Here is a 12,377-nt window from a genome sequence, read left to right on the forward strand (position 1 = left end):
CCTCCGGCAGCACTGCCGGAGGCTAAGCTTTTAAAAAAACATAAACAGGTCTTGATAGCCCCTCTTGAATGGGGTTTGGACTTTGGTTATCGCTTGGGCCGCGAGCTTCAAAAAAATCGAGAAAGATCCACCGAAACGGAGCGCCGCACTCCGGTGCGGCTTTTTAGTCCGTCGTTACCTGTGCCGCACAGGCGTGCGGCGCTCCAGAAGATAAAGGGGAGCGGGGGGATGCAAATACGCCGATGGCCCAAACGAATCCACAACCTGCTGTCAAGGAGGTTCATCTTGCCGGCCAGGGCCAACGCATTTAGATTTTGCCTCCGGTGGCCCTGCCAGGGGCAAAATTTTTGGAACGTTTGACAAAGAGGCTTCGTTTTTTGGGTGAGCACAGCGACCCGTTAGGGGCAACTGAATTGTTACATGCGTTGGCCTCGCCTTGCCGCCGGAGACATTGCGGTTACATCGATAATGGACTATCGGCAACAACGTATCCTGAAACTTCGAAACTTGTGAGTCAGTCCGCACAAACCATCAGCGTTTATGTCGGGCGTAGCCCGAGCCGAAGGCCATTGCGCTTTGGCCTGAGGAACGAAGGGCAAAGCGCAATGGCAATATGCTTTCGAGGTGGCTCACCTCGTCCTTTATTAGTGAAAGGCGTTGGGGTCGGCCACCACGTGGTACCTGGGGTCGTCGATTTTTTCCAGGATAATGGACCGGTATTTGTCGTCGGCTTTGTTGAGGAGCTTTTTGCAGTCCGTGCTCAGGTGTTTGAGTCGGACCTCTTTGCCCGCCTTGTGGTATTTTTCAACGATGCCGGAGATGGCCTCAATGCCGGAGTAATCCGATACCCGGGATTCGACGAAATCGATCTCCACCTGGTCGGGGTCGTTTTTAACGTCAAACTTGGAGACAAACATTTTGGTGGAACCGAAGAAGAGGGGGCCCCAGATTTCATACACCTTGGTGCCGTCTTCTTTAATGCGCTTGCGGGCACGGATCCTCAAGGCGCTTTCCCAGGAGAATACCAGGGCGGACATGATGATGCCCACAAAGACGGCCACGGCCAGGTCGAACACCACGGTGAGCACGGACACCGAGATGAGCACCAGGGCATCTGATTTGGGGATTTTGTGCATGATGCGAAGGCTTGACCAGGCAAAGGTGCCGATGACCACCATGAACATGATGCCGGTAAGGGCCGCAATGGGGACCTGCTCGATGTAGGCCGACCCGAAGAGGATGAAACAGAGCAGGGCAAGGGCCGCGGTGATGCCGGAGAGGCGCCCCCTGCCGCCTGCATTGACGTTGATGATGGACTGGCCGATCATGGCGCATCCCCCCATGCCCCCGAACAGGGCGGTGACGATGTTTGCCGCGCCCTGGGCCACGCATTCGCGGTTGCTGTTGCCACGACTTTCGGTGATTTCGTCCAGCAGGTTGAGGGTGAGAAGGGACTCGATGAGGCCGATACCTGCCAGGATGACGGCATAGGGGAGAATAAACCTAAGGGTCTCCATGTTCCGGGGGATGAGGGTGAAGAGCTGGGCCTGGAAAACGGGAAGCCCTCCCTTGAGGCCTTCGCCTCCGCCGTCGCGGATAAAAGAGCCCACGGTGGGCACATCAAGGCCCATGAAGACGGTGACCGCGGTGATCACCAGAATGGCGGTGAGGGCCGCCGGGATTTTTCGGGTGAGCTTGGGCAGGAGGATCATGATGCCCATGGTGGCAAGCACCAGGGAGACCATGGTGATGAGGTCCTGGCCCTGCATCCACTGGGAGACACCTGCGTCAACGGTTTTGAACATGTTTAGCTGGGAGAGGAAAATCACGATGGCCAGGCCGTTGACAAAGCCCAGCATGACCGGATGGGGAATGAGGCGGATGAATTTTCCCAGTTTAAAGGTCCCGGCCGCCACCTGAATCAGGCCCATGAGGATGACCGTGGCAAAGAGGTAGTTCAGCCCCATGTTGGCCACGGGGTGTGCCATGGCAAGACCCAGGGCGTTGCCCTCCCGGACAAGGGAGACCATGACCACGGCCAGGGCGCCGGTGGCCCCTGAGATCATGCCCGGCCGACCGCCGAAAATGGAGGTGACAAGGCCCACCATAAAGGCGGCATAGAGCCCCACCAGAGGATCGACTCCGGCCACAAAGGAAAAGGCCACCGCTTCGGGCACCAGGGCCAGGGCCACGGTGAGTCCGGAGGTGAAATCGTTTTTTACGCTGCTCGTGCTTCGTTTGATCAGGTCAACCATCAATCTCTCTTTCGCTTCTGCGCATCAGTGCCACAGGGGTACAACAAAACGGGCATGGCCTTCGCAATGAGGACCATGCCCGTGGCGATCGTTCATTTTTGGGAAAAGAGCTTGGTTAAATAGGGGGTGTGGGGAGAAAAATCAAGGGAAAAGAGGATTGGGAACGATGAAATATCGGTGGGTTTTTAACGTGTCGAAATTTTTGGCATTCAAACGATAAATTTTGCTGATGGTTCTCTTCAGCCTTCGCGGGGCGTTCACCTTCCGGGGCCGGTGCCTGCCCCGGAGACATCGATGCCTGCATCGGCCATTTTACCGAGCATGCGCCGGACGTGGGGGCCGTGCCAGTAAAGCCGTTTGCAGGAGGGACAGGTGGAAAAGGCGGAGACGTACCTGCGGGTTTCCGCCTTGAGACGGTGGGAGACGATCTCTTTCTCCACGGGCTTAAGGGGGCAATTGCAGAGAAAGCAGCGTGAGAAAAAATCGTAGGGTGGGGTCAGGCCGAAGACGGTGAGAACTTCCTTGAGCTGCAAGTAAGGATCAGTTGCCCGGATGAAGCGTCCAAAAAGGATGTTTTTGCGTTTCAGCAGCCCCAGGTCCCGGGTGAGGAGGATGAGGCGTTCGGCCTCGCAGCGGGCGGCAAGGTCGAAATCCGTTGTTCCTCGGACATGCAGGGCATCCGCACCCACGGCACGCAGGAGCCCTGCGAGCCGTCCCACGTTGTCGTCCACGAGAAAGCGGACGTTGTCCCAGGACTCGGGCCGCAGTTTGGTTGGGCGGGTGACGTCTAAGGGCGGTTCAACAGGGTGAACGTCCACGCGGCAGTCCTGCATCGGTACATGGTCGAACCCCATCTCCATCCCGTTTACGAGAAGGCGGCCCACCTCGGTGTGAGGCAGGCCAAGGGCTTCCAGGGTGTCCTTGAGGGAGGCCCGCCTGTCCCGCACCAGACGAAGGTCTGCCGTGTTGTTCCTGCGCGTGAGGAACCAGCCGATCTCTCCATGGACAATCAGGTGGATTTCAAAAGGGGTCATCATGGATGCTATGGCGTGAGTTTACGGATCACCGCCTCGTGCTCGGGCCACTGGGAAAGAAGGTCGTCTCGTTCGGCCATTTCAAAGTCCTCGAACTCGAAACCGGGGTGGGTGGTGCAGCCCACCAGGGCGTGGCCTTCCCCTTCAAGGGAGGCGCCGAACCAGCAGCCCGCCTTGACAAGGGCTTGGAATGTTTCGCCCCGGGCGATGTCGGCACCTAAGCGAATGTCTTCCAGGGTCCCTTCGGGGTGGATGACATGGACGGTGAGGGTCGTGCCTTCGTAGAAGTGCCAGAGCTCGTCGGCCTTGATGCGGTGCATGCGGGAGATGTCCCTGCCTTCCAGGAGAAAGTAGATGGCGGCCCCTGTGCTGCGCCGCCCCGGAAAGGAGGCGTCTTCGTCCATGGCGTCGAAGAAGAGGTCCGATTTGTAGGTCTCCCGGTAGTACCCGCCTTCGGGGTGAGGGACGAGATCCAGGGCGTCAATGAGTTCGTGAACGCGTGATTCCATGCAGGGCTCCTTATACGGCAAGGTATGGCGAGGCGCCCGGGAAGACGGCGATTGGCAAGGGCGATGCGGGGGCCTCATGGTTTGCTACGCCCGTATGGTTATACTCTTTGGGCAGCCCAGGGTTCAACCGCAAACTACAGGCAGGGGAAAGGGGCCATGGGGGTATATGCAGGGACAGCCCATCACGTGGAATGGATTCGATGGTCAACGTCGGGCTCAAAAGCAAGCCTCCGGCGGCAAGGTGCGGGCACCTTGAAACCCTGAGGCGAATGCATGGAGGTAGCCATTCTACCTGCGTTATCGGGGCATTCGCGTGATGTGTAACATCTGGCAACCGTCTTTGCAGGAGAAGCCCATTTCATTCTTCTAAAAACACGCTGAAGAATTTTTGGGATTCGCTTGACTTTAACCGGAATAACTCCGGCGGAAAGGGTTGTGAAACCACGATAGCGAAAACACCTCGAAATCAGGTTGCGAATGCGCCTTTTATTATGATTGGCCTGAATCTGTTTTTAAAACCTGTTTGTTAAACTTTTTAAAAGTTTAGCCCCCGGCAGGGTCGCCGGAGGCCCCTTTTTCAAGGTTGATCTTTTGCATGGCATTGCCCGCAGGTGATGGGGCCGGATTTAACGGAGAGGTGGCAGCCCTTGCACCGGTTGTGAAAGGCCGCTTCGGTTTTGGGGACGCCTTTGGCCGCGTCATCATGGCATTCCCGGCAGGCCGTCTCTTCCGAGCTTTCGTCCGGGAGGAGCATTCCCTCGTCATCAAAGAGGTGGTGGCAGAGGGCGCAGGATTCTTCCAGGTCGGCGGCTTCATTGTGGGTGTCGTGATCGAACCGGGAGAGGGGACGGGTGCGGGGGGCGTCCATGCTCTCTTCCAGGACGGAGGAAAAGGCTGCGCCGGTAAGGGCAAGGGCAAGGGCCAGGGCCAGAAGGCAGGGATTGAGAAATCGGGTCATCGTCAGATCTCCATGGTTTCGTAGATGATGTCGCTGAGGAACTTGATCTTCATGTCGATGCCGAAGTGGTGGATGATGTCCTCCAGGCCTCCGTGGCAGTTGTGGCAGGGGGTGATGACGGTGTCGGCCCCTTTGGCTTTGGCCTCCATGAGTTGTTCGGCCTTGGCCCGGTTGCCAAGGACCCGTTCGTTTTTGAAGTTGGGGCCGCAGTTGATCACCCCTCCGCCTGCGCCGCAGCAGAAGTTGTGCTCCCGGTTGGGTTCCATCTCGATGAGGGTGGTGCAGCACATGCGGGTGACCTCCCGGGCCAGCTCATGGAGCCCTCTGCCCCGCACGATGTTGCAGGGGTCGTGGAAGGTGACGGGGGTGTCGAGTTTCTTTTTGATGGTGATTCGTTTTTCGGTGAGGATCTCGTGGTAGAACTCCACGGCGTGCACCACCGGAACCGGCGGGGTTTTCCAGCCGAGGTACCGGTTTCCGGTGTCGTAGACGCTGCGGAAGGCGTGGCCGCATTCGCCCATGACGATGCGGTTGACCTTGAGGCGCATGGCCGTGTCGAAGTGGGCTTTCTTGAGCCTGCCCATCATCTCGTAATCCCCTGTGTACATGCACATGTCGCTGTTGTCCCAGCCCCGGGTGCCCGGATAGGTCCAGCTGATGCCCGCTCTGTCCATGATCACCGCCGCCTGGTAGATGAGCTGGGCGCGGAACTTGGGCTCCGGGCCGATGACCGAGTACATGATCTCAGCCCCTTCCCGCTCCACGGGGATGGTGAGGTCCGGCAACTCTTCCCTTGCCTCCTCTTCCTGCCAGTAAAGGCTGTCCAGCCACTCGTCGTTTTTGATCCACATCTGGTTGAAGGTGGCGGAGTGGCTGTTGGCCGTGTCCTGAATGTAGTGGGGCACCACGCCGCAGAGAAAGCAGATGCGACGGACCATGGCGATGAGGTAGGCGATGTCCACGCCTAAGGGGCAGTAGAGGGTACATCTGCGGCAGAGGTTGCAGTGGGTGAAGGCCACGATGGCCGCTTCTTTCAGGATTTCGGGCGTGATGCGCCTGCTTCGGGTCAGGGCCAGCAGGCTTTTTTTGACTTTGCCCGCCGGTGAGTAGGCCGGGTCTTTGTCCCGGGAAAGGTAGTAGTGGCAGCTATCGCTGCAGAGCCCGCAGTGGACGCAGGTGGAGAGGTAGGCGTCCAGGCGAGGGCTCGCCTCCTTGTGGATGACGGTGCGGATGATCTCTTTGACCCTCTTTTCATCAAATCGGGCCAGCCCGGCTTCGATGCCGTCGTCCATGATAGCCAACAGGCGTTGGGTCGTCTCGGTCATGTTACCAGTCCTTTGCCATGCGCACCCCGCCGAACTCGGATCCGGCGTAGCCGCGGGTGATGAGCATGTAGAAGATGTGGCTCAGTCGGGTGAAGGGGATGGCGGCGATGATGAGGTTGCCTGCCGTCATGTGGATGAGGGAGGCCCAGAGGAAGCCCGGCCATTGAAATCGGGCCCAGAGGCCGGAGAGCACCAGGGCTATCAGCGAGGCCAGGAGCATGTGGTCCGCAGGGGTGGTGATGTAACGCACCGCATGCAGGAACAGACGTCGGCCCAGAAAGAAGAGCAGGGCGCACAGGGCGATGACGGCCAACACGTCTGCCACGGCCTCGGGGTAGCGGGGCAGCCGGAAAAAGCTGCTGTCCGACAGGAGCACCCCGTGGGCCGAGTAAAAAAAGGGGAGGGTGAGGATGGCCATGTGAAAGGCGGTGGTGGCCACGGTCATCACCGGGTGCGTGCGGGTGGTCCGGCTGACATAGGGGATAAGGTGAAAGAGGATGGAACGCCCGGCGTATTTCCATGAGTAAAAGGCGAAGAACGCCCTGTCCTTTTGCGCGGCGCGCTTGAAAAAAAGGATGAGCTTCAGTGCGGTTCCGATAAGGCAGACCGTGAGCGCCGCCTGGAATCCGATGCCGGTCATGAAAGCGTAGAGGGTGTAGTGCATGGCGATCACTCCGATTTTATGTAAGGACGATGAACTCCCGTGTGTAGCGATACTCAGGGCCTTGTTTTTCAATGCCGCAGATCATCAGGTGCTTGCTGTCCGGGGTAAAGGCGGGGGGGGCCATCCAGATGTAGGGGCGCTTGACCTCCATGCCGTCTAAGAGAACTGGAGGCACCCCGTTTGACCTTGGCGGCCACATGGTTTCCGTGGTGGCTGAAGATGGGGTCCCATGCCGTGTCGAACCCATTGCCCATGGGGTGGTCGTCCACCAGGATGACTGCTTTGCCGCGGTGGTGGCCGCAGCATCCCAGGCGGGTTCCACAGGGGCTGAACACGGGTTTGGAGAGGTATCCGTCCACCTTGGTTTTCCAAGGGGTGCCGTCCAGGACCACGGCCCATTTGCCGAAGTCCGGGGCGATAACGGCGGCGATGCGGTCCCCAGCCGGGGAGAGGGCCACCTCCCATAACTGAAAATAGGTCTCCGGCCATGCTTGCTCCCCGTCACAGGCCAGGATCCATCCTTCAGGGCTTTTCACCGGTGCCCACACCATGGTTCCTTCCGGGTGGACCACCGGGGCCCAGACCGAAGGCCAGGTTTCTCCCCAGCACTGGTCGTTGACGCAGATGGTGTAGTCGTACTGGTTGAGGCGTACATCCACGGCGCTCAGGGCTCCGTCTGCAGAGAGGACCGGGTTGAAGGCCCCAACGTAGCGACCGGCCCAGGCGCCCTGGTCCGTTGCCAGGGTGAAGCACCCGGAGAGAAAAGTTTCCAGGTCGCCTTCGGCAATGGGGGCGGTCTGCACCACGGCGGCGGACCGTGAGCCTGTTTCGGCAAGGGTGAGGGAAAAGGTGTTCTCGTAGGATTCCGGCCAGGGGGTGTCGTCTACGACCGGGGTGTAGCGCCGTTGGTCCTGGGTTTCACAGGCCGTTGTGTCCTGGTCGGTGACCGAAAGGTTCCAGGCGATTTCCGCGGTGAGCTGCCAGGGGGTTGAAGCGGCAACGGCGGTCCAGCCCTCGTCGCCCTGGCAGAGGTAGGCAAAGTCGCGGTTTCTCATGGGCCTCAGGTCGGTGATGGAGACAAAGGGTTCTGAGATGTCGGGTTCGGTTTTGTCGATGCTTAAGGTGTAGAGGCAGCATTCCTCAGGTTCGGTGCGCATGGGAATGGCAAGTCGGGTGCCGTCTCTGGAAGCAACGGCTCTCCAGAAGGGAAACCGATCCGGCGGTGTGTCGGCGGGGCGGGGAATAAGGCAACTGAGGGAATCGGCGGGACTGTCGAAGGCGTCTGGTGTGACTCCACGGGGTGTTGACATCAACGTGCTCCTTTCCAAAGGGGTGGTCAGGAATCGCAGGAGAGCAGGGCTCGGGAAAACAGTGAAGGTTGCATGGTTTTTCCTCGGCCCCGACAAACACGGGTCGCAGTCATGGTGTTGTGGTACCGGTGGGCTCGTTGTTTTTAAATATCATACATTTTTAGATGAAAAATTCAACACTTGTTGCTTTAAAAAAGTAGAAAAAGAAGACTCGCTTCCTCTGTGAAAACGGGCAAGACACAACAGGATAGTGGGTTTTGACGTTTCTTTGTCATGTCCAACGGGCGGGGAACTTTATGAATGGCCAATGGTGCGGGTTTTCCTTGTGGAAGAGTACTGTTTCTTTTTGTCTTGTTTGTGAACATTGTTTGTGTAATAGATTTAGTGTTTGTTGTATGGTTCCTCTGTTCTGAGTTGGCCCGTTACCTGTTCCCCATTTCCGGAGATAACCATGGCTTTCATCCTACGATTCGGAGTGTTGTTTTTGATGTCCCTGGCAGTGGCTGCCTGTGGAAGCAGCGGCGGGTCCTCGGGGACATCGGATCCCGGCAGGAGTTCTGACGAGGTGTCCCTGGAGTCACCGGTCCATGGTGCCACGCTTCTCAACAAAGAGTTTTCCCTTGCCTGGAGTCCCAGCAAAACCAAAGGGGAGTCCCGGTGGGGGGTTACGGTATCTACGGAGGTGGACGGAATCAAACAGACCGTGATGACCCTGTCCACAACGGCCCAGTCCTATCGCCCGCTCCAGCTGTCCGACAACACGACCTACACGTGGAAGGTGGAAGCCCTCAACGACGAGGGGGAGAGCCTTGCCGCTTCCAAGGAGTGGTCGTTTCATACCTTTCCTACCCGGATGCTTCCCTTTGACGGTGCCCTGGACCGCCACAGCTCCCCCGACGGGTTCACGGCCTTTGAAGGTGCCGTCTATTTTTCAGCCTACTCCCCGGCGTATGGCCGGGAGCTGTGGCGTAAACAGGGCAATGCTCCGGCTGAGCAGGTGGCGGACATCCATGCCGGGGACAAGGGCAGTTTGCCCATGGAACTCACGGTGTGTGGCCCGTGCCTCTATTTTTCCGCCGATGACGGCACACACGGCAGGGCGCTGTGGGTGATGAGGGCCGGTCAGGCTCCTCGGTTGGCAGGGCCGGAAGTGCCCGCCCCCGGCAGTGAGGATGACGATGACGAGCCGGTTCCTGGCCGTGTCCCCACTTACCTTACGGCCGTCGGGGAGGCCCTCTATTTTGCTGCCAACGGCACCGTGGAAGAAGAGGTCACCCTGTGGCGGCAGGGAGATGATGCAAGTGCTGCCGAGGAAGTGACTCGGGCCGAAGGGGAGGGGGCGCTGCAGAACCCCGAGTTCGGTATGGCGTACAACGGTCGCCTCTATGTTTCCGCATTCACCTCCGATGCCGGGCGAGAACTCTGGCGGGTGGAGGGCACCACCGCTGTTTTGCTGGACATCAACCCCGGAGACGCCTCCGGGAGCCCCAAGGAAATGGTTGTGTACGGGAGCTGCCTGTATTTTCGAGCCACCCTGGCCGGGCATGGGTCGGAGTTGTGGGTGGTGGACGGAGACGCCGGGCCCGCCCTGCTCAAAGAGATCGCTCCGGGGGGAGCTTCCGGTGCGCCCGGCGGTTTTGCCGTGGCCGGTGACATCCTCTTCTTCGCCGCTGACACCATGGAACATGGCCGGGAACTCTGGCGGAGTGACGGCACCGGTGAAGGCACGGTCTGCGTGAAGGACATCTTGACGGAGCCGTCCCTGGGGAGCCAGCCCGCCCAACTTGCCGGGTCAAACGGCGTGCTCTATTTCAAGGCACAAACCCAAGGAGAAGGATTTGAACTCTGGAAGAGCGACGGCACCGAAGAGGGAACCGTCCTTGTCCGGGATATCCGGTCCGGAGAGGCAGGCAGCGGCATCGGCCCCATGGTCCCCTTTGGTGGCGGGGTGATCTTTCCTGCCGAGGAGGGTGCGTTCGACAAGGAACTCTGGTTCAGCGAAGGCGAGGTTAACACCACCTTCAGGCTCCGGGATATCCGTGCCGGTGAAAAAGGGAGTTACCCCGAGATGTTGAAAAACCTGGACGGCACCCTGTGGTTTCGGGCTGATGACGGTGTCCGTGGGAGCGAACTCTGGCAGAGCGACGGCACAGAGGCGGGCACCCGACTGACGGATAACCTGAACCCTTATGTGGACCCCGATGTGGACCAGATGGTGCGCGTGGGGGGACGGGCCGTTATGGTGGCCACCTCCGGAGAGTACGGACGCGAACTTTTTACCTTCAACGCCGAAGGTGGGGTGGAGGTCCTTGCGGATATTTTTCCCGGCTACGGGGGCAGCGCCCCTGAAGGGCTGTTTGTCCATGACGATCGCCTCTATTTTTCGGCCCGGGACGAAGAGAACGGCCGATCCCTGTGGGTCACCCGCGGGACCCTGGAGTCCACCGAGCGGTTGACGGATCGCAACGGGGAGACGGTTGTCTCGCCCCGTTTTTTCGCGGCGGGCCCGGATGCGGTCTTTTTCCTTGCCGTTAAAAGCGACGAGTGGCAACTCTGGAAAACCTCCGGAACCAAGGACAGCACCGAGGCCGTCACAGACGAAAACGATGACGTCGTGGTGGTGGGGCCGTATGTGGAAGGCTCCGATGTCGGTCTTGCCCTTGCCACAGCGGGAGACCGGGTTTTCTTCCGTGTTGGCGGCGACCTGCGGGTTCGGGAGAGCAGCGGTGAGGTGGCTCGGGTCCTCGGGGTCGAAAACCCTGAGGCGTTGTACCCTGTGGAGGGATCTTTGCTTTTTGCCGCCCAGGTCGCCGGAGGCTCGGGGCCTTCGCGCCTTTGGCTGCTGGCTGCTGGCCAAAGCGAGGCCGGTGATCCCCTGGAAAGCCCCCAAGGCGTCCTTCTGGCACCGGAGCACTATCATCGCACCGGGGATCTGATCTATTTTTCCGCCCTCCCTGAAGGGCAGGCCGAGCATCGCCTCATTCGATTCTCCGTTTCGGACAACACCGTGACCGTTCCCGCAGATAGCAAGGGCCGTGGCCTGATCAACCCCGACGAACTCTGCGGTACCGGGGGACTCCTGTGGGTGATTGCCGATGTATCGGGGAGCCGGGGCATATGGCAGCTCCCGGCCGGGAGCCTTCAGGCAACCCCTCTTTCGTCCCTGGCACCCGGGGAGGTCACAGGACTCGCCAGTTCCCTGCGAACCGTTGGCGATGCCCTCTACTTTCTGGCGGATCACCCCCTGGAAGGGAAACGGTGCCTCTACAAAACCCGCGGGGCAACCCTGGGACCGGTGCTGGACTATTACGGACGTCCTTTACTTAATGCGAAACAACCGTTTGTGCTGAACGACTATCTTTTCCTTACGGCCGTGAATCAGGATGTGGGTTCAGACAATGTTTTTCAGGGGTTTTGGGTGATATCTCCCTGATAGATTATGCAATAAAACAGACAAGTAAAAGGCCCTCGGAAAGGTTTTCCTTACCGTGGGCCTTTTTTTGTTCCCTGCGACTTAAAAAAAGTGTTGTCAAACGACTTATTACGAGATAGTGATAATTTTAGAAATGTAGAATTATAAATGGTGACTCAACGTAAGATTAGCCTTTACAGGGCTTTTGTCGCCGGCAACGAATCAGCCTGGGCACTGTGATCACGCCTTGCGCGTGAGTTTGTGAATTAAGTCAAAAATTTCAATGATCCTCTCTGCTTCAAGCCGTTGGGCCGACCGGCTAATAAGTAAACTTTGGAAACGTTTCATCTTATTGGGCGTCGGTTATTCGGAATCTCAGGGTCGTTTCGGCCGAGGAAACACATATGGATAATAATAAGGGGTTTACCCTGCTGGAATTGATGGTGGTCGTGGGGCTTATGACGGTCCTTGCAGGTCTGGCCGCGCCGGAACTCAAGCAGTGGGCCGCGTCCCAGCGACTCTCCGCATCTGTCCGGAGCATCCACTCGGCCTTTCAGCTGGCTCGGCTGGAGGCCATCAAGGTGGGGGGAAATGTGGTTGTCGCCTTTTCCGAGGGCACGGGGCCCAGCGGGACTTACGCCGCCTTTGTGGATGAAGACGGGGACAGGGACCAGGACACCGGCGAAAAGGTTATTGCCTCCGGGAGCCTCTCGAATCAGGTCACCATCGGCAGTGCCCGGTTTGATTTGGGGGGAACAGGAACCCTGGACAAACTGAAAACCCACTTTGACAGCCGGGGGCTCACCACCGGACGAAACGGTGAGGTCCGAATGACGAACGTTTACGGCAAAGCGGTGCGCGTGGTTCTCAACAGCGCCGGCAACAGCCGGGTTGAAATGATGTAAGGATG

The 12,377-nt window shown here is 58.9% G+C and carries 9 protein-coding genes; 2 read left to right on the forward strand and 7 right to left on the reverse strand.

The genetic code is table 11. The features are described 5' to 3' along the window. Nucleotides 1-644: 644 nt before the first annotated feature. The 7 genes from ACOYW2_RS09100 to ACOYW2_RS09130 all read right to left on the reverse strand — a co-directional run bounded on the left by ACOYW2_RS09100 (nt 645) and on the right by ACOYW2_RS09130 (nt 8,055). Nucleotides 645-2,255 (reverse strand): SulP family inorganic anion transporter, encoded by a 1,611-nt coding sequence (locus tag ACOYW2_RS09100; protein WP_482770181.1) that lies wholly within the window; start codon nt 2,253-2,255, stop codon nt 645-647. 257 nt (nt 2,256-2,512) lie between these two features. Next, on the reverse strand, nt 2,513-3,292 hold the full coding sequence (locus tag ACOYW2_RS09105) for a Mut7-C RNAse domain-containing protein (protein WP_482770182.1): 780 nt from the start codon (nt 3,290-3,292) through the stop codon (nt 2,513-2,515). 5 nt (nt 3,293-3,297) lie between these two features. After that, entirely contained in the window at nt 3,298-3,798 is a 501-nt protein-coding gene (locus ACOYW2_RS09110; RefSeq protein ID WP_482416563.1) for a cupin domain-containing protein, read from the reverse strand. 577 nt (nt 3,799-4,375) lie between these two features. Further along, nucleotides 4,376-4,756, reverse strand: coding sequence for a cytochrome c3 family protein (locus tag ACOYW2_RS09115; RefSeq protein WP_482770183.1), 381 nt, complete (start codon nt 4,754-4,756; stop codon nt 4,376-4,378). Between the two features lie 2 nt (nt 4,757-4,758). After that, complete coding sequence (gene tmcB, locus ACOYW2_RS09120; protein WP_482770184.1) at nt 4,759-6,081, reverse strand: electron transfer complex ferredoxin TmcB; 1,323 nt, start codon at nt 6,079-6,081, stop codon at nt 4,759-4,761. Between the two features lies 1 nt (nt 6,082). After that, nucleotides 6,083-6,745 carry a TmcC family electron transfer complex membrane anchor subunit gene (locus ACOYW2_RS09125; protein WP_482770185.1) on the reverse strand — a complete coding sequence of 221 codons (663 nt, stop codon included), beginning with the start codon at nt 6,743-6,745 and terminating at the stop codon, nt 6,083-6,085. A gap of 68 nt (nt 6,746-6,813) precedes the next feature. Then, nucleotides 6,814-8,055: a hypothetical protein gene (locus tag ACOYW2_RS09130; protein WP_482770186.1), complete on the reverse strand. Its 1,242-nt coding sequence runs from the start codon at nt 8,053-8,055 to the stop codon at nt 6,814-6,816. A 451-nt stretch (nt 8,056-8,506) separates the two neighbouring features. Between ACOYW2_RS09130 and ACOYW2_RS09135 the strand changes: the two genes are divergently transcribed. Together ACOYW2_RS09135 and ACOYW2_RS09140 are read left to right on the forward strand one after the other, a co-directional pair. Further along, entirely contained in the window at nt 8,507-11,488 is a 2,982-nt protein-coding gene (locus ACOYW2_RS09135; protein ID WP_482770187.1) for a hypothetical protein, read from the forward strand. Nucleotides 11,489-11,871: 383 nt separating this feature from the next. Next, nucleotides 11,872-12,372: a GspH/FimT family pseudopilin gene (locus ACOYW2_RS09140; RefSeq protein ID WP_482770188.1), complete on the forward strand. Its 501-nt coding sequence runs from the start codon at nt 11,872-11,874 to the stop codon at nt 12,370-12,372. Nucleotides 12,373-12,377 lie beyond the last annotated feature (5 nt).

The organism is Desulfoluna sp. CLI2B (assembly GCF_056847375.1).

Excerpts from the sequence above, each read along its gene's own strand:
- ACOYW2_RS09100 (WP_482770181.1), bottom strand. The coding sequence starts at position 2,255 with ATGGTTGACCTGATCAAACGAAGCACGAGCAGCGTAAAAAACGATTTC.
- ACOYW2_RS09105 (WP_482770182.1), bottom strand. The coding sequence starts at position 3,292 with ATGATGACCCCTTTTGAAATCCACCTGATTGTCCATGGAGAGATCGGC.
- ACOYW2_RS09110 (WP_482416563.1), bottom strand. The coding sequence starts at position 3,798 with ATGGAATCACGCGTTCACGAACTCATTGACGCCCTGGATCTCGTCCCT.
- ACOYW2_RS09115 (WP_482770183.1), bottom strand. The coding sequence starts at position 4,756 with ATGACCCGATTTCTCAATCCCTGCCTTCTGGCCCTGGCCCTTGCCCTT.
- tmcB (WP_482770184.1), bottom strand. The coding sequence starts at position 6,081 with ATGACCGAGACGACCCAACGCCTGTTGGCTATCATGGACGACGGCATC.
- ACOYW2_RS09125 (WP_482770185.1), bottom strand. The coding sequence starts at position 6,745 with ATGCACTACACCCTCTACGCTTTCATGACCGGCATCGGATTCCAGGCG.
- ACOYW2_RS09130 (WP_482770186.1), bottom strand. The coding sequence starts at position 8,055 with ATGTCAACACCCCGTGGAGTCACACCAGACGCCTTCGACAGTCCCGCC.
- ACOYW2_RS09135 (WP_482770187.1), top strand. The coding sequence starts at position 8,507 with ATGGCTTTCATCCTACGATTCGGAGTGTTGTTTTTGATGTCCCTGGCA.
- ACOYW2_RS09140 (WP_482770188.1), top strand. The coding sequence starts at position 11,872 with ATGGATAATAATAAGGGGTTTACCCTGCTGGAATTGATGGTGGTCGTG.